We start from the raw sequence: 15,245 nt of genomic DNA, 5'->3' as shown, positions 1-15,245 counted from the left end.
TAATAAAAAAGAGTATAGGATTAAATGATAGAACAGAATGTTATTTGAGTATTTTTAGAAAGTTACTAAGATTATAAAAGAAAGGGTAGGAAAGTGGTGGAGCTAAGCAGGATCGAACTGCTGACCTCCTGCGTGCAAGGCAGGCGCTCTCCCAGCTGAGCTATAGCCCCACATTCCTAAATTACGTATTTCGTAATTACTTGGCTGCTGAGTTCCAAGCGGGACGAACTTTAAGTTTTTTTATAAAATTGGTCAAGTATTTTTTCGTAAATTTTCACTGTTTACGTTAATTTTTGATAGACTCAGCTTAATTCAACACTAAAACGATAAAAACAATGAAAAAATCTGTTCTAGCGCTTATGGTTTTACTCGCTGGTTGTGCCACAAATGACGAGCCGCCTTTTGAAATAAATAATAAACAGTTTCACGAAAAGCAAGATGAGCAAGGCAATAAGTTGTTTGCATATGTTGTGTCGGTTAAAGCAAAGCATCGTAGTAATATTAATTTAGATGATGGTGGCGGGCGTGGCGGTAAAAACAGGCCAAGTCGCTCGGATGTAAAGCGTTATATTGAGCAAGAGCATTTTGAAGAGTCGAGTGTTTTAAAGTTACAGTTAGAAGATCAAGCTGTTGAGCTATTAAATGAAGAGCTAAAGTCGCGTAATTACTGCCCAAACAAGCACGAAGTAAATGAAGTGCTTTGGCGCGATTTAAGTGTACAGCTTAGAGGGCGTTGTTTGTAAAATGTTAGCTGATAAAGCAAAGTTAGCTGAGGCACTTACCCAGCTGACTATAAATTACGATGTAATAGAACATCCACCACTGCATACAAGTCTTGATGCAGATACCTTTATGGTAGAGCGCCCCGGTACTCGGCTAAAAAATCTATTTTTACGCGACAACGAAGGGAAGCGTCATTTTTTAGTTATTACAGCGCACGATAAGCAACTTGATTTAAAAACGTTAGCTAAACAGCAAGGTTTATCACGATTAGGGTTTGCATCAAATGAGCGCTTAGCTCGTTACTTAAAGGTTGAGCCTGGTTGTGTTTCTATGCTGGCTCTTTTTAATGATAAACAAAACAATGTTAACTTGTGGATAGATCAAGATATTTGGTTTGGTGATTTATTTCATTGCCACCCGTTTGAAAACACACAAACATGGTTATTAAAAAAAACTGACTTAGAAAGCTTTTTTAATTATACCCAGCATCAGCCACGGGTGGTATTTTTACCATCTAGGTAGGCCCATATAATGAGCATAAATCCACATAGACAAACACATAGTAAAGTAAACATAAACGCTGTTTGCCCATGATGCTGATACACCACTCCTGGTAATAACGACCCAAGCGCACCTCCACTGTAGTAGAACGATACATAACCACCATTTGTTACACTTGGCGGTGCTTTGCTTATTTTATTAACTAGTGGGGCCGCCGTAGAGTGAATAACAAACATAGCGCCACAAAATAAGGTAAACGCAATTAAAAAAACAATTAGCTGGTGGCTCATTAATAATAAAATACTAATGTTATAAAAAATGAAAATTGCCGTCAGTAAATGCCAAGGCGTAGGGGCTTTTTTAAGTAGCCAAGGGGCTGCTATAGATGCCAGTGCGCCAATTAAGTAGCCACTGTACACTAAGCCAATATCCCGCGTGTTTGTTATTTTAAAGGTATGCTGCAAAATAAAAGGTAAATAGTTTAAAAGCGCTGCAAAACAAAAAAACATGCAAAATACTGCGCCATATACTTTTAATACCGCTCCTTCTTTAAGTTGTTTAATGTAATCAAAAGGTGAGAGCGTCTCGCTGATAGGCGGCTTAATAAAGCGTAAGTGGTTAATGCTCAAAGCCAAAGAAATTAATGCAAAGGCAATTACATAGTAAAAACTTTGCCAATGCCACAGGTCACTAAATAAAGCTGCTAATACGCGACCAAAATAACCACCTATTATGCTACTGCCAATGTATAGCGTCATATTTTTTTGCAAACTATCAGCGGTATAGCTCATTCCTATATAGCTGGTCATCGCGGTTAGTGCTGCAGGAAGTGTTAAGCCTTGCAAAAATCGAACAAGTAACAGTAGCTCAAAGCTTGGCGCGTAAATAAAGAGTATGCAGCTAAAGCCTAAAACAACCATGGCAACGCGAAGAATTAAAAGCGGGTTACGCTTAGCTAAAACTAATCCATACACGAGTGGTGCCACAGCTAAAGGCAGCATGGTTACGGTCATTAAACTGCCAGCAATTGCAGGCAAAACATTAAATTCATTAGCAAACAAGCTAAGTAGGGGTTGTGGAGCGTAAAGTACAAAAAATATAAACACAGAGCATGCTAGTAAATGAAATAGACGCATTGTGAAACTTAGAATATGGGGAGATAAGTTAACCAAAGTATATTAAAAATGGCTTATATTTCATATGTTAAATGAGCAACATTTGCGTCAAATCATGGTTTGTATTCATCCGTTTGATAGATTAATACCGATAGCACTATTATTTGTAGTCGTTGGTGATTAAAATGACCTTAATATAAGTTTTTAGTGGAATAAAGCCATGGGTTCATTACAAGACCAATTGCTGCAAGCAGGATTAACAACATCGCACAAAGCTAAAGTTGCTAAGTCAGAAAAGCGTAAGCAACAAAAAAAGCAAAAAAAAGGGGCTACAAGTAACCCTAGCGATCTGCAAAAGCATATTCAACAAACCAAGCTTGAGCAGCAAAAAAAGGCGGAAGAACTTAACCAGTCTCGCCAAGGTGAATTAAAACAACGCGAGCAAGAAGCACGTGTTAAGCAAATTTTAGAGCATCATAACCAAGACACTATTCGTGGCGAGCGTACCTTTAACTTTACTTACCAAAATAAAGTTAAGGGTTTAGACGTAAACGAAAAAACTCAAAAAGCGTTATCAGGTGGTCGTTTAGCTATTTGTGTGCTTGAAGGGCAGTTTTTTGTACTTGAAGACGAACCGGCACGTAAAGTGGCGGAAGTAGATGAAAAGTATATTGTTTTTCATGTTGAACCTGAAAACAAACCTAAAGATGAAGATGATCCATACGCAGACTTTGAAGTACCAGATGATATTGTTTGGTAAATACTCCCTAAATTTTGCTTATACATAAAGCATATTTAGGTTAATTAAGTTGTCGCTCATTTTTATTTGCTAAGGTATATAAGAGTGAGCATAAACTTATTAGTCGCGCTGTTTTGTTTGATCGTCAAGAGCGACTTGGTACGTATGCTTTTTATTTGATTGTTTACTACAATCAATGAAGAAGTTTTTTCTAACCGTCAAAAAGAAGAGAAAATACAATGAGCAAGATGAAAACACTACTAGTAGGCGCGGGTATTAGTTTAGCCGCAAGTTTTTCGTTTAATGCCGCTGCTGCTGATGGCGCTGCATTATATACCGCTAAAAATTGCCAAACATGTCATGGCGCAGATGGTAAAGCACCTATCATGGGCGCATACCCTAAACTAAATGGTCAAAATAAAGACTACTTAGTAGCGCAAATGAAAGACATTAAATCAGGTGCACGTAGCAATGGTATGACTATGGCAATGAAAGCAATGGTTGCAACAGTAACTGATGAAGAGTTTGATGCAATTGCAGATTACCTATCTAAAGTAAAATAATTTGCAGTAATAGCTAAGCTTTAAAACAGCCACACAATAGTGTGGCTGTTTTGTTTGTGTTTGCTATAAAATTAATACTGCTTTAGACTTCTAAACATCTATTCGCATCTTGTTTTGGTGCGTATTTTAAAAGGCTTATTATGTTTGATTTACCCCAACTCGATTTAAAAAATAAAGTATCAGAACAAGAGTGGCAACTACGTGTTGATTTAGCTGCTTGTTATAGACTGGTTGATCACTTTCGTTGGGGAGATTTAATATATACGCACTTGTCGGCTCGATTACCAGGTACCGATCATTACCTTGTAAATGCCTTTGGTTTAACGTTTGAGGAAGTAACCGCATCTAATTTAGTGAAGGTAGATTTAAACGGTAATATTATTGATGACACGCCGTTTAAGATAAACCCAGCGGGCTTTACAATACACAGTGCTATTCATGAGGTACGTGAAGATGCACATTGTGTTATTCACTTACATACCAAAGAAACAATTGCAGTTGCGACACAAAAAAATGGCTTATTACCGCTGAGCCAATATTCAATGTTTTCACTGCCATCACTTTCGTACCATGGCTACGAAGGGCTTGCGGTCAACGACGATGAACGCAAAGTGCTACAAGATGATTTAGGCTCCACGAATCATATGCTGTTAGTAAACCATGGCGGCTTAACGGTAGGGCCAACAGTGGGGGATGCGTTTATGCGTTTTTACGATTTGCAGCGTGCTTGTGAAATACAATTAGCATTGCAAGCCAGCTCACAAGAAGCTATTGAAGTGCCACAGCCAATAATCGACAATATTTATAACCAAGCTAACGTGGTGCACAGCGGTATTACAGGTGGTCAACTTGCGTGGCCTGCCATGTTGCGTAAAGCCTACCGACTTGATCCCAGTTTTGCTAATTAAGGAATTTAAATGAAAGTAAATCGCGTAGAAGTATTTGATATTCATTGCCCTGATAGACCATCGTGGACACCTGTGTTTGTGCGTATTCATACCGATGAAGGTATTAGCGGCGTAGGCGAAGCAGGTCTTGCATACGATTTAGGGCACAGTGCAGCCGCAGCCATGATTAAAGAAATGGCAGATGCATTTTTAATTGGTCATGACCCATTTCAAACTGAAAAGTTATGGTCGCGTATGTTGCGTGAAAGCTTTTGGGGCTTGGGCGGCGGACCTGTTGTATACGCAGCAATGAGTGCAATTGATACCGCGCTTTGGGATATTAAAGGTAAGGCACTAGGCTTACCTGTATATCAACTTCTCGGCGGAAAAGTTAACGACAAACTACGCACTTACGCATCGCAATTACAGTTTGACTGGGATAGCGAGTTTAAAGCGTTAGTGCAACCACAAGAATACGCAGAAGCAGCTTTAAAAGCGGTTGCTGAAGGTTACGATGCAGTAAAAGTTGACCCGATTCAGTACGATAAAGATGGCAATACTTATTACGACCGTACAAATATTATTTCTCGTACAGAAATGAAACTATACCGTGCGCGCATGCAAGCAATACGTGAAGCGGTAGGTGATGAAGTTGACATTATTTTTGAGTGCCACAGCTTACCTGGTGCTACATCGGCGATTCAAATTGGCGAAATAGCAGAAGAGTTTGACTGTATGTATTACGAAGAACCGGTTAACTACTTAAACCATTCTTTACATGCCAAAGTAGCCGACAAAGTAGCCGTGCCTATTGCTGGTGGCGAGCGTTTATACAACCGCTGGGGTGTGCGCCCGTATTTAGAAGATCAAAGTATTGATGTACTACAGCCAGACATTGGTTTATGTGGTGGCTTTACTGAAACTAAAAAAGTGTGTGACTACGCTGATATTTTTGATGTGCGAATTCAGGCTCACGTATGTGGCGGGCCAGTTGCAACAGCTGCATCGCTTCATTTAGAAACGGCGATACCTAACTTTTTGATTCATGAGCATCATACTTATGCGATTAAAAAGTGGAACCGTGAATTGTGTTTACAAGATCCACAACCTAAAAATGGCTTCTTTGAAGTATCAGAAGAGCCTGGGCTGGGTATTGAATTAAATGATGAAATTGTAATGCGTTCACAGCGTGTAGAAATAAAGTAACTTTTTAGGTTACAAAAAAATCCGGTAAGTGATTATTCACTTACCGGCTTTTTTTTAAGGATATTATAGCTCGTTAATTTTACATTTGGCCTCTTTAAGCTCAATAGTGGCTTTACTATCAAGGTGGCGAATATAACACTGCGTGCCTTTTATCATCAGCTCAAACTGATCTGCTGTATTGCGACTTTGTGTGTCGATAATATTATTACCCTTTACATTGTTAAGGGTTACTGTGCTGCTAGTAGTAAATACATCGGAGGCTAATTGGGCTTCTTGAATGTGGACAAGTGTTTTAATTGCTATGCTAACAGCTGCTTTATTTGGCTCAACTAGTAGGGCATGTTGCAGCTTAGGTGTAGGGTCTGGGCTTTGAGATATACAACCATTGAGGCAAAACGTTGAAAGTACAACGATTACTAAAAAGTATGTTTTCATAAGTTGGCCAAATTATTAGCAAAAGAGAGCTTAATATAACGACTTTTAGTTATACTTGATAGTAGTGCTTAGCGTTTGCATAGCTAAGGTTATGCCATATATTATTGTTTAAACACATACTTTTGTAGCTGTGCCATAAGTTGTTATAGCTTGTATTTATTTGACACACAGGGAAGTTACTAGCAAATATTACGCGCTGCTCACCAAAGTGATTTAAAAGAAAATTAAAACACGTAACTTGCTGTTGTTTTGTAAAATGTAGTAATTCAAAACCAGAAAATTTTATGGCGATATTGTTATGTTGAGCAAGTAACTCAACACCTTGCTGCCATGTAGCTAAATCGCTAGGTAGCCCTGTGTGATTAATTATAATTTGAAGTTGCGGTAGCTGCTTAGCGTAGTAAGCGACTTGTTTAGTAATATCGCTATTTTCAATATTAAATTGCGCTTCAAAATGCAGTTGATTGTTTGATAGCACCGCTAAGTTTTTAAAGCTATTAGCGCTTAGTAAACGCTTTGCATCAGTACCTTCGGTTATATCCCTGATACCACATAAGCTTGAGTGAGCTTGAGCGTTTAAGGCGCTTTTAAACTGCTCTGTAGGTGCGTCAATTTGGTTATAACTAACGGCTTTAAAAGGCAGATTTTTTAAATGCGAGCTTAGCCAGTTTAGCTCGTTTATAGGTGATTGATTATCAAACCCTGCCTCAATATGCACAATACCCGCAAGTTCAAAATCAGTACTTTTAACAAGCTGCTCTGCACTTGTTGGTTTTTTTATTTTTTTTAGGTTAGGCCACGCTGGTGGGTTTTCGCCTTGCAGCCAAGAATACTGCCCCTCGGCAAGATTAAAAAAATGCACATGAGGATCAATAATTTGCATGCTCATTGTGCTGTATAACCACCATCAATGCTTTGCAGGCTGCCTGTTATAAAGCTTGCATCATCACTTGCCAAAAAGCTAATCAGTGCTGCTACTTCATCGGCTTGCCCTAAACGGTTTAGCGGTTGTAGGCTGGCCTCTTCTGCGACTATTTTGTTTTTATCAGCACCACTTTTTTTACAGTAGGCATCAATAGCATTATGAAATAGCGGGGTTTCTATAGTGCCTGGGCATACTGCATTTGCACGAATGTTAAAGCTTGCGTAATCAAGTGCTGTGGTTTTAGCCATTGACGCCAAGGCGTGCTTAGTAAGGTTATAAGCAAACGAATTTTGCTTACCTATAATTGCTTGATCTGAGGCAACTAAAATAATTGCACCGCTGTTTTGTGCTTGCATACTTGGCAGTACACTTTGCACTGCCGCGTATGCGCCTTTAACGTTAAGTGCAAAAAGTGCATCTAGAGTTTCCTCATCGGTGCTTTCTATATTTGCACTTAAATGTTTTCCGGCATTAGAGACAAGTATGTCAATTGTAGGGTTTTGCTGGCAAATTGTATTTATACATGTTTGCACTGCGCTTACGTTACTTACATCACATTGATGAAATTCACCAAACTCACTTGGCTCAATATCAAGGTTATGTACAGTAAAACCACGTTCAATAAAGCGTTTTACTACGGCTAAACCAATACCTTTTGTTCCGCCTGTAACAATAGCAACCTTCGACATACCTGCTCCTTTATTTACAACTAAAATGCTTAGTGTGAGTGTCCACAGCCACCTTCAGCGTGAACATGCCCGTGAGATACTTCTTCACTTGTCGCTTCACGTACTGACACAACTTCAACGTCAAACGTTAGCGTTTTACCAGCAAATGGGTGGTTTAAATCACAATCTGCGTTAAAACGGCCAACCTTAATAATAGTCACTTGATGGCGCCCTTGGTTAGACTGTACCATTGCCGTCATACCTGGCTTCCATACTTTTACATCACCTTGTAGATGCTTAAGAGGAATGCGTTGAATTAAGTCATCAACACGTTCGCCATATGATTCGCTTGGCTCTAACGTAACGCTAAATTTATCACCAGCTGCTTTGCCTTCAAGTGATTTTTCTAAACCAGGAAGCATGCCTTCGCTGCCGTGTATGTAGCTCAGTGGCGCTTCGTTTACGCTGCTTTCAATTTGCTCGCCCGCTTCGCTTAGGGTGTAATGAAATTCAACTGCTGAATTTTTACTAATTTGCATGCTTGTCTCTTTAAGTTTTACTGTTGTAAGGCGTGATTTTACGCGAAATATAGCACTTTAGAAACTTACCAAGGTTGATTTAGTGTTTTTTGTAAATCGAGCAGTAAGTCTTTTTTAATCGGGGCTGATTTTGGCTGTTCGGCTTGAGGTATAAATAGTACTAGCTGTTTGCCTGGCTTTAATACACTTGAAGCTGATAACTTGTTCCACTTAGCTAAGTCACTATGAGGTACATCGTAGAGTTGGCTAATACTCCAAAGAGTGTCGCCTTGTTTAACTTCGTAGTCTATTTCAATTGTTGGGATCACAACTTCTTGCGGCTCAAGGTAAGGGCTTATTTTGTAATCTACTATAAGTGATTTAGGTAACGTTTTAGGCTGCCCAACTAAAAGCTTTTCACCAACACCAATAAGATTGGTTTGTTTGTCGTTAAGTTGTTTAAGCGCACTAACAGACATACTAAAACGTTTAGCTATGCCATACAGCGTATCGTTTTGTTTAACGATGTATTCGCCAGCAAAGTTAGATTTAAAAAACTGACTTTTTAATAATGCTTCTTGCCCTATTGGCAGGAGTAAAGTGTGAGGCCCATTAGGCGAGCTTTGGTTTTTTAAATAACCTTGGTTTAAAGAGTGTAGTTGTTTTGAACCCACGCCAGAAAGCTTAGCAATAACAGAAAAATCAAACTGTTGGCCTACATTCATTTGCGTAGTAATTGGTTTGTTCGAAAGTTTTGGTCGGTTAATTCCTTTTTGCGGGTGTTTTACTAAGTAACTTAAAGCAAGCAATTTGGGGACGTAATCGGCCGTTTCTTTAGGTAGTTTAAGCGACCAGTAATCCGTGCTTTTTCCGCGTTTTTTATTTTTTTCGATTGCTCGCTTAACGCGTCCTTCACCGCTATTGTATGCGGCTAGGGCATGCAGCCAGTTGCCATCAAAACGTTTATGCAAATAGCTTAAGTAATCAAGTGCAGCGTCGGTTGATGCCAATACGTCTTGGCGTCCGTCGTACCATTGATCTGACTTAACCCCAAAATGATGTGCAGTTGCGCCTACTAATTGCCAAACACCAACGGCCTGCTGCGAAGACGCAATGGTAGGCCTAAAGTCGCTTTCAACAAAAGGTAGTAGAGCAAGCTCCATAGGAAGTTGTTTTTGCTCTATCTTTTTTACAATATGATACAAATATGGGGCTGCGCGTTTACTTACTGTACGTAAATAATTTGGCTGTTTTAAATACCAGTCAATACGCTTATTTAAAGCGCGATTTTGATAAATGGTAAAATGCAGGTTGTTCGCTATGTGCACCCATAAATCAGTTGTTTTGGGTGGGCGCTTTTTTACGATAACTTTTTTGGCAGCCTGTGGGGTGGTGTGTGTCGTTTTAGGCTCAGCATCATCTGGCGTTTTAGCAAGTTGTTCTTGGTGTTCGTAGTTAGGCTCAAAGTGAGTAAATATTTGTGGTGCCTCTTGAATTTCAGGCTCTGTAGTCTCACAGCCAAATAAAAAAACACCCAAAAAACATATAACCAAACTGCGCATAGTAATCACTTTTATAAATTCCTTTTATCATTTTAACACAATCCGTTGTGTTGAGTTATTTACTGCTTTTTAGCGCGGTTAAGTCCAGCTTGTAAAAAAAAGTTACTTGATTTTATATTAAGCGCTTCTTGTTTGTAAGGCTTAATAACTGACTCAGGAAAAGACTGCATTAGTTGCTCTATAGTTTGGCCGTCGTTATTTTTTACATGTTCTGTTATGGTCGTTAAAAAAGAGAGTGGTTGCTTAAGTTGCTCCTTTGTTAAATCGCGACCGTGCCCAGGAATAATAACACTGAGATTTTCATCGTTAATGTATTGCTCAAGTAATATTTGCCACTTTTCTAATTCCCCATGGCCAGGATACGGCAGCCAGTCAACGATATCACCACCAATAAGCACAGTGGCGTTATTAGTGCTAATTGTTAAATCACCATTGGTATGAGCTTGGTGTGGATCAATCATAATTTCAAAGCCACCTAGGTTAATTTTTTTAGGGGTATTTATTGTTATTTGCGGCTCATTAAGTTGGTACTCTTGCCAACGAAATAATCTACTTTTAGCAAGCTCAAGCTTACTACGCCATTGGTCTTGCTCCTCTTTAGCAACGCTTGCTAAGCGCTGGTAACTTAGCTCAATACTTTTTTCATAGGTGTCTAACTTGTCTGTGTATGCTTTTTGATATTGGTTAAAGTTAGTATTAACTTGTTGATGAACAATAAGTTTGGCGTCTGGGAAAAAGCTTTGCATAACTGCCATACCTAATAAGTGGTCGTCGTGGTAATGAGTGGCCACTAAATAGCACAAAGGTGTTTTTAGGCGCTTTTTTAAGTCTTCGGCAAGTTGTTCAACAGCAGCAAAGTTGGCGCTGGTATCAACAAGTAGGGCGCATTTATCACCTTCAATAAGAACCTGATTCGAGTCGTAAAATCGAAGGTCATCTTGTTGTTTTAAAAATTGAATATGAGGGTTAATTGTATTCCAAGTGACGGCTGCGTAGGCGCTTTGAGCTAGTGATAATAAAGTAAAGCTTAATAGTAAGTGCTTACATAAAGAGGTGGTCTTTGAAATTTTTAACTTCATTTATTATCTCTACGCTAATGTTTAATTACTTTATAATAAATAAAAAGCGCAGTGTGCGCTTTTTATTCTTTGTGTTTGGGGTCACTTGCCAATTGCTGACTGAGCTTATCAATCAGTTGGTCTTGATGCTGCTGCTCAACTGTAGCTTGTGTTTTTGCTTCTAGCAATTCGTGGCTTAAGTTTAACGCTGCCATTAGTAGGGCTTTTTGATCGTTTCTTACGGTTGAGCGCTGTTTCATTTGCTCAACAAGATCGTTTAAATTTTTAGCTGCTGCTATTAATGCATCTTCCTGCCCTTCGGGGCAAGCAAATTGCTGCTCTTTACCTAGCAACTCAACAGTGACCCGCTGGTTTTGCAGCTCAGACATTAGCTAGCCTGTTGTGCGCTTTGTAACTTATCAAGAAGACCAGATAACGTAGTGCTGGCATCTTTTTGCTTTTCTTCATTTTCTAGTGCTTCAAGCTGTAGTAATTCGTTGTCATCGCTTAATTTAGCGTTTTGTTCTTTTAAGCTTGTAACATCAGCTTGTAACTGGTTATTACGTTCGATTAAAGAATCGATCAGTTGTTCGAGTTGTTGAAGAGTAGTGTTATTCATAAAGGCGCTCATATAACTGTAATTAATGTCATGCAAATGTAAAGCAAAGTGTGTTGATTTGCCAGCATTTACGGTGGTTTTAGCTGATTTTTCTTCTTCATTAAGGGATAATTCAGGATATGTGCTTTTTTGTTCAGAAACGGTTCACTTAAACACTCTCTTATGTTGGTGCAAGTTGCCAAAGCCCTGTGCTTATGGTTCACTTGCGATATTAAATTGCGTATGGCGAAAATAAATAATGCTTAGTTACAGACACTCTTTTCACGCGGGTAATCCAGCCGATGTACTTAAACATTTAGTACTGGCTCAGGTGTTAAATTATCAAACAATTAAAGATAAACCGCTTGATTATATTGATACTCATTCGGGGGCTGGCTTTTTTGAACTTGCCGCTGCAGATGCGCAAAAAACACAAGAGTATCAAGATGGTATTGAAAAGCTTTGGGCGCATACAAGTATGCATGAAGCATTAAACGACTATATCGAATTAATAAAATCGTTTAACGAAACAAACGAGTTGGCGTTTTATCCTGGTTCGCCAAAAATTGCTGAGCATTACTTACGTCGTCAAGATAAAGGCTGGTTTTTTGAGCTGCACCCGCGCGATTTAGTATTACTTGAAGAAAACATGCAAGGTAAACGCTCTATTCGGGTGCGAGGAGAAAACGGCTTTGCAGGATTAGTAGGCTTACTGCCACCAGCATCTCGCAGAGCGTGTGTGTTAATTGACCCTCCATACGAAATTAAAGACGATTACGAAACAGTTGTAAGTACGCTAGTTAAAGCGCACCAACGCTTTGCCACAGGCACATACATGATTTGGTATCCGGTAGTAGATAGAGAACGTATTGATAATATGGAGCAAGGCTTAATTAACTCAGGTATGCGAAACATTCAATTGTTTGAGCTAGGAACCGAAGCCGATACTGACGTGCACGGAATGACGGCATCAGGCATGATAGTTATTAATCCACCTTGGAAGCTAAAACAAACTATGGATGCGGTAATGCCAGGATTAGTTGAGCTTTTAAGCAAACCGAGTGGCTTTTATAGAAGCGAACAGCTCGTTAACGAATAAGTTAAGTTTAATAAAAAAATGCCCAGATTTATCTGGGCTTTTTTATATACAGCAAAGCCAAGTTAATTAGCGATGCTTAATTAAAATATACAGCATTAAAAGTCGCTAGAGTATTGGCGTTAGTGTCTTTGAGTTGTAAAGACTCTCCAGTAATTTCCCATTGTTTAGCCTTATTGAGTACGTCCGACATAGCGGTTTCTTGATCCATACTTTCTGAGCACATTTTTTTAGTACTAGCTAACTGGTTAAATGATATAGATTGATTCTGCGTGCTGTAGCTTCCACTAAAATTATTACAGCCTAAAAATCCATTAACTCGATTGTCTTTATCAAACTGGATAAACGGTTCTTTAATATTAACGCTAACGGCTTTTGCATTTAATGTTACCGCCTTCCAATAAGTGTTAGCGAGAGTAACATTTGGCTTTTGTACTTTAACTTTAACAACTTCTATCTCGTGCGGCACACCCGACAGTGTATTTTTAAATGGGTTGTATTGTGCGTCACTTTTATAAAGTACGTTGTCTTTATTAATAATTCTGGCTGTTAAGTTATAACGGTGTTGGTCATTAATTTTGTCAGCGTCATATACCATCTCAACGGTAAAAGGGGGCGCTTGAGTTATATCTATTACTTCTTGTGCGATTATGTCGGCTTTAACATCCATTTTAGAAACATCAGAAAGCGTGACTATTAACTGTGAATCAGGGCGAAGCATACTGCGATCTTTATATGTAACGAGTGTAGTTAAACTCGATACACTCTCGGCTTGCTCGGCTTTTTTGGTATGCGTAGTTTGTTGGTCGCAGCCTGTTAATGTAAAAGCGCTGAGTGCCAATATACTTAAGCCTGTTAATGTTTTTTTACGTGAAAATACAGCCTGTTGCTTTGTCATGTTAGTTATCCTTACTCAATATTATTTGCACAGTGTAGTGCTTCGCTGCTTAATAATTGCTTAATTACTCAGAGTTCAGGTTAGTTTTAGACACAAAAAAAGGCGCGTCAGCGCCTTTAATAATTAAAATCAAACGATTATTTTTTAACGAATTTAGTTAAAATAACAATACGTTGGCCATCAACTCGCCCTTCAATATGTTCAGGGTTACTTGTTAAGCCTATATTACGCACTGCTGTACCACGTTTAGCTGTCAGGCTACTGCCTTTAACGTCTAAGTCTTTAATAAGTGTAACAGTGTCGCCTGCTTGTAAAACAACACCGTTACTATCTACGTGTTTAACATCGTCATCTTCAGCCAATGCTTTTTTAGCCCACGCTAATGTATCTTCTTCAAGATAAATCATGTCTAGAGCGTCTTGTGCCCAGCCATTATCAGGCGCTAAGCGCGATAACATTCTGTAAGCCACAACTTGTACTGCAGGTGTTTGGCTCCACATGCTGTCGTTTAAACAGTGCCAATGTGTGGGTGTTAGTTCGCTGTTATTCTCGATTTGGTATTTACATGTTTGGCATGTGTAAATGCATTTGTCTGAATGGGTTTCAGTAACAGGCGGTACTTCGTAAACAGATAAGTTTTCGGTTGCACCGCATAATTCACATTGATTACTACTACGTTCAATTAAGGCTTTTTCAATACTCATGGGGCTCTTTTCGGTTCTGGTCGAGTTAACAATTGCTGCTATTATACTCCAAAGTGCGAGCTCTGCGCTATTAATCCCTTAACTTTGTGTGGGTATACCAATTCGTAATAATACGGTGTCATTTTGAGGTGCCAAACTCGATGTTAGTTGCGTTACAGTTTTCTCATCGTAGACTGCATGGTTAAAGAAGTTAGAACAAGGCTGGAGCAACTAAAGAATAACTAAATAACGAGGTTTTTGTTTTGCCATTAACCAGATTTCCCAACTTAAAAAGGAGCACTTAATTAAGCGCAGGGGTATTAAGTAAGTACTTATCTTCAATGTTTTTTATGTAGCCTTGGCTATGAAGATTTTTAATTGCTTGGTTTATTTTAGGTAAAAGGTTTTTGTGTTTACTTAATAATCGAATACTTAAAAAACCATGAGAGTGCTGCGCCCCAAAGGCTATACGCATATCTAGCTGTTTGGCCCAATAAAGAGCTGTTAGCTTGCCAACTAGTGCAGCCTCCACACGATTTCTTGATAGGGCTGTCATAAGTTCTTTCTCAGATGGAAAGTCAACACGTTCAAAGGTGTTGTCATCATAGTAATAGTAACCTAGTACCGTTCCGATATTTTTACCTCTTAAACTATAAGTGCTTTGCCAGTTATGGGCATTTTTAGGCAGGGTTACAATCATTTCAGTGGCATAAATAAGCGGCTCTGAAAAAACATAACGAGGGTCATTTCTCTCATTCTTAGGGAGCCATTCTAATGAAATAACATCAAAATCGATTATTTCATCTTGTAAGTATTTGGTAATCCGCTTTGTGGGTAGATTTATATGAGAAGCTGTAATATTTGCGTCATCGAGTACTTTTTCAATAATTTCGGGTAATACTCCAGGCTTTTTAGGATTATTTGTATAATATGGATAATGACTACCTGACGCGCTAATATTATATTTGAGGGGAGTAGAGTTAATACTGGCATAGCTATAAAATACAAATAGCAAAGGGCTCAGTACTAATAAGCGAATTAAGTTAGACAAATTCTCACCCTTTATAATT

General features: G+C 38.9%; 19 protein-coding genes and 1 tRNA gene. 7 read left to right on the top strand and 13 right to left on the bottom strand.

The window, feature by feature from the left end; translation table 11 throughout:
- Nucleotides 1-94 precede the first annotated feature (94 nt).
- A tRNA-Ala gene (locus ALFOR1_RS14880) sits at nucleotides 95-170 on the bottom strand.
- A 165-nt stretch (nucleotides 171-335) separates the two neighbouring features.
- On the opposite strand from ALFOR1_RS14880, the gene ALFOR1_RS14875 reads away from it, so the two are divergent.
- Together ALFOR1_RS14875 and ALFOR1_RS14870 are read left to right on the top strand one after the other, a co-directional pair.
- A complete protein-coding gene (locus ALFOR1_RS14875) occupies nucleotides 336-743 on the top strand; it encodes a putative periplasmic lipoprotein (protein ID WP_058549312.1) in 408 nt (135 codons plus the stop codon).
- Between the two features lies 1 nt (nucleotide 744).
- Entirely contained in the window at nucleotides 745-1,245 is a 501-nt protein-coding gene (locus ALFOR1_RS14870) for a prolyl-tRNA synthetase associated domain-containing protein (protein WP_058549313.1), read from the top strand.
- Here the strand turns inward: ALFOR1_RS14870 and ALFOR1_RS14865 are convergent.
- A complete protein-coding gene (locus ALFOR1_RS14865) occupies nucleotides 1,212-2,360 on the bottom strand; it encodes an MFS transporter (RefSeq protein ID WP_104643420.1) in 1,149 nt (382 codons plus the stop codon). The two genes, ALFOR1_RS14870 and ALFOR1_RS14865, sit on opposite strands and share 34 nt — an antisense overlap.
- Nucleotides 2,361-2,559: 199 nt before the next feature.
- On the opposite strand from ALFOR1_RS14865, the gene ALFOR1_RS14860 reads away from it, so the two are divergent.
- From ALFOR1_RS14860 to ALFOR1_RS14845, 4 genes are all read left to right on the top strand, one after another.
- A complete protein-coding gene (locus ALFOR1_RS14860) occupies nucleotides 2,560-3,099 on the top strand; it encodes a DUF2058 domain-containing protein (protein ID WP_058549315.1) in 540 nt (179 codons plus the stop codon).
- A 218-nt stretch (nucleotides 3,100-3,317) separates the two neighbouring features.
- Nucleotides 3,318-3,641, top strand: a complete 324-nt coding sequence (locus tag ALFOR1_RS14855) for a c-type cytochrome (RefSeq protein WP_058549316.1) — start codon at nucleotides 3,318-3,320, stop codon at nucleotides 3,639-3,641.
- 140 nt (nucleotides 3,642-3,781) lie between these two features.
- A complete protein-coding gene (locus ALFOR1_RS14850) occupies nucleotides 3,782-4,549 on the top strand; it encodes a class II aldolase/adducin family protein (RefSeq protein ID WP_058549317.1) in 768 nt (255 codons plus the stop codon).
- A 9-nt stretch (nucleotides 4,550-4,558) separates the two neighbouring features.
- Nucleotides 4,559-5,734 carry a mandelate racemase/muconate lactonizing enzyme family protein gene (locus tag ALFOR1_RS14845; RefSeq protein ID WP_058549318.1) on the top strand — a complete coding sequence of 392 codons (1,176 nt, stop codon included), beginning with the start codon at nucleotides 4,559-4,561 and terminating at the stop codon, nucleotides 5,732-5,734.
- Between the two features lie 63 nt (nucleotides 5,735-5,797).
- On the opposite strand, the gene ALFOR1_RS14840 is transcribed toward ALFOR1_RS14845, so the two are convergent.
- The 8 genes from ALFOR1_RS14840 to ALFOR1_RS14805 form a co-directional block, all read right to left on the bottom strand.
- Nucleotides 5,798-6,169 carry a hypothetical protein gene (locus ALFOR1_RS14840; protein ID WP_104643419.1) on the bottom strand — a complete coding sequence of 124 codons (372 nt, stop codon included), beginning with the start codon at nucleotides 6,167-6,169 and terminating at the stop codon, nucleotides 5,798-5,800.
- 49 nt (nucleotides 6,170-6,218) lie between these two features.
- A complete protein-coding gene (locus ALFOR1_RS14835) occupies nucleotides 6,219-7,058 on the bottom strand; it encodes an amidohydrolase family protein (RefSeq protein WP_104643418.1) in 840 nt (279 codons plus the stop codon).
- On the bottom strand, nucleotides 7,055-7,783 hold the full coding sequence (locus ALFOR1_RS14830) for an SDR family NAD(P)-dependent oxidoreductase (protein WP_104643417.1): 729 nt from the start codon (nucleotides 7,781-7,783) through the stop codon (nucleotides 7,055-7,057). Before ALFOR1_RS14830 ends, ALFOR1_RS14835 begins: the two co-directional genes overlap by 4 nt.
- A 29-nt stretch (nucleotides 7,784-7,812) precedes the next feature.
- Nucleotides 7,813-8,301: an FKBP-type peptidyl-prolyl cis-trans isomerase gene (locus tag ALFOR1_RS14825; RefSeq protein WP_058549322.1), complete on the bottom strand. Its 489-nt coding sequence runs from the start codon at nucleotides 8,299-8,301 to the stop codon at nucleotides 7,813-7,815.
- A gap of 65 nt (nucleotides 8,302-8,366) precedes the next feature.
- A complete protein-coding gene (locus ALFOR1_RS14820) occupies nucleotides 8,367-9,842 on the bottom strand; it encodes a LysM peptidoglycan-binding domain-containing protein (protein WP_104643416.1) in 1,476 nt (491 codons plus the stop codon).
- Nucleotides 9,843-9,901: 59 nt separating this feature from the next.
- A complete protein-coding gene (locus ALFOR1_RS14815; protein WP_104643415.1) occupies nucleotides 9,902-10,921 on the bottom strand; it encodes an MBL fold metallo-hydrolase in 1,020 nt (339 codons plus the stop codon).
- A 62-nt stretch (nucleotides 10,922-10,983) separates the two neighbouring features.
- A complete protein-coding gene (locus ALFOR1_RS14810) occupies nucleotides 10,984-11,289 on the bottom strand; it encodes a cell division protein ZapA (RefSeq protein WP_058549325.1) in 306 nt (101 codons plus the stop codon).
- Entirely contained in the window at nucleotides 11,289-11,519 is a 231-nt protein-coding gene (locus ALFOR1_RS14805) for a cell division protein ZapB (protein ID WP_058549326.1), read from the bottom strand. Before ALFOR1_RS14805 ends, ALFOR1_RS14810 begins: the two co-directional genes overlap by 1 nt.
- 238 nt (nucleotides 11,520-11,757) lie before the next feature.
- Here ALFOR1_RS14805 and ALFOR1_RS14800 point away from each other — a divergent pair, with 238 nt between their 5' ends.
- Entirely contained in the window at nucleotides 11,758-12,597 is an 840-nt protein-coding gene (locus ALFOR1_RS14800; RefSeq protein WP_104643414.1) for a 23S rRNA (adenine(2030)-N(6))-methyltransferase RlmJ, read from the top strand.
- Nucleotides 12,598-12,673: 76 nt separating this feature from the next.
- Here the strand turns inward: ALFOR1_RS14800 and ALFOR1_RS14795 are convergent, their stop codons facing one another.
- The 3 genes from ALFOR1_RS14795 to ALFOR1_RS14785 form a co-directional block, all read right to left on the bottom strand.
- Complete coding sequence (locus ALFOR1_RS14795) at nucleotides 12,674-13,492, bottom strand: META domain-containing protein (protein ID WP_104643413.1); 819 nt, start codon at nucleotides 13,490-13,492, stop codon at nucleotides 12,674-12,676.
- Nucleotides 13,493-13,629: 137 nt separating this feature from the next.
- Nucleotides 13,630-14,196 carry a PhnA domain-containing protein gene (locus ALFOR1_RS14790; protein WP_104643412.1) on the bottom strand — a complete coding sequence of 189 codons (567 nt, stop codon included), beginning with the start codon at nucleotides 14,194-14,196 and terminating at the stop codon, nucleotides 13,630-13,632.
- A 280-nt stretch (nucleotides 14,197-14,476) separates the two neighbouring features.
- Nucleotides 14,477-15,226 carry a substrate-binding periplasmic protein gene (locus ALFOR1_RS14785; protein ID WP_104643411.1) on the bottom strand — a complete coding sequence of 250 codons (750 nt, stop codon included), beginning with the start codon at nucleotides 15,224-15,226 and terminating at the stop codon, nucleotides 14,477-14,479.
- Nucleotides 15,227-15,245 lie beyond the last annotated feature (19 nt).

This window comes from Pseudoalteromonas carrageenovora IAM 12662, assembly GCF_900239935.1.
GTDB classification, from domain to species: Bacteria; Pseudomonadota; Gammaproteobacteria; order Enterobacterales; family Alteromonadaceae; genus Pseudoalteromonas; species Pseudoalteromonas carrageenovora.
Note: the sequence above shows the minus strand (reverse complement) of the source record. Positions and strands in the feature narration are given on the sequence as shown.

What these genes read in the sequence shown, in the direction of transcription:
- ALFOR1_RS14875 (WP_058549312.1), top strand. Translation starts at nt 336, where the DNA reads ATGAAAAAATCTGTTCTAGCGCTTATGGTTTTACTCGCTGGTTGTGCC.
- ALFOR1_RS14870 (WP_058549313.1), top strand. Translation starts at nt 745, where the DNA reads ATGTTAGCTGATAAAGCAAAGTTAGCTGAGGCACTTACCCAGCTGACT.
- ALFOR1_RS14865 (WP_104643420.1), bottom strand. Translation starts at nt 2,360, where the DNA reads ATGCGTCTATTTCATTTACTAGCATGCTCTGTGTTTATATTTTTTGTA.
- ALFOR1_RS14860 (WP_058549315.1), top strand. Translation starts at nt 2,560, where the DNA reads ATGGGTTCATTACAAGACCAATTGCTGCAAGCAGGATTAACAACATCG.
- ALFOR1_RS14855 (WP_058549316.1), top strand. Translation starts at nt 3,318, where the DNA reads ATGAGCAAGATGAAAACACTACTAGTAGGCGCGGGTATTAGTTTAGCC.
- ALFOR1_RS14850 (WP_058549317.1), top strand. Translation starts at nt 3,782, where the DNA reads ATGTTTGATTTACCCCAACTCGATTTAAAAAATAAAGTATCAGAACAA.
- ALFOR1_RS14845 (WP_058549318.1), top strand. Translation starts at nt 4,559, where the DNA reads ATGAAAGTAAATCGCGTAGAAGTATTTGATATTCATTGCCCTGATAGA.
- ALFOR1_RS14840 (WP_104643419.1), bottom strand. Translation starts at nt 6,169, where the DNA reads ATGAAAACATACTTTTTAGTAATCGTTGTACTTTCAACGTTTTGCCTC.
- ALFOR1_RS14835 (WP_104643418.1), bottom strand. Translation starts at nt 7,058, where the DNA reads ATGAGCATGCAAATTATTGATCCTCATGTGCATTTTTTTAATCTTGCC.
- ALFOR1_RS14830 (WP_104643417.1), bottom strand. Translation starts at nt 7,783, where the DNA reads ATGTCGAAGGTTGCTATTGTTACAGGCGGAACAAAAGGTATTGGTTTA.
- ALFOR1_RS14825 (WP_058549322.1), bottom strand. Translation starts at nt 8,301, where the DNA reads ATGCAAATTAGTAAAAATTCAGCAGTTGAATTTCATTACACCCTAAGC.
- ALFOR1_RS14820 (WP_104643416.1), bottom strand. Translation starts at nt 9,842, where the DNA reads ATGCGCAGTTTGGTTATATGTTTTTTGGGTGTTTTTTTATTTGGCTGT.
- ALFOR1_RS14815 (WP_104643415.1), bottom strand. Translation starts at nt 10,921, where the DNA reads ATGAAGTTAAAAATTTCAAAGACCACCTCTTTATGTAAGCACTTACTA.
- ALFOR1_RS14810 (WP_058549325.1), bottom strand. Translation starts at nt 11,289, where the DNA reads ATGTCTGAGCTGCAAAACCAGCGGGTCACTGTTGAGTTGCTAGGTAAA.
- ALFOR1_RS14805 (WP_058549326.1), bottom strand. Translation starts at nt 11,519, where the DNA reads ATGAATAACACTACTCTTCAACAACTCGAACAACTGATCGATTCTTTA.
- ALFOR1_RS14800 (WP_104643414.1), top strand. Translation starts at nt 11,758, where the DNA reads ATGCTTAGTTACAGACACTCTTTTCACGCGGGTAATCCAGCCGATGTA.
- ALFOR1_RS14795 (WP_104643413.1), bottom strand. Translation starts at nt 13,492, where the DNA reads ATGACAAAGCAACAGGCTGTATTTTCACGTAAAAAAACATTAACAGGC.
- ALFOR1_RS14790 (WP_104643412.1), bottom strand. Translation starts at nt 14,196, where the DNA reads ATGAGTATTGAAAAAGCCTTAATTGAACGTAGTAGTAATCAATGTGAA.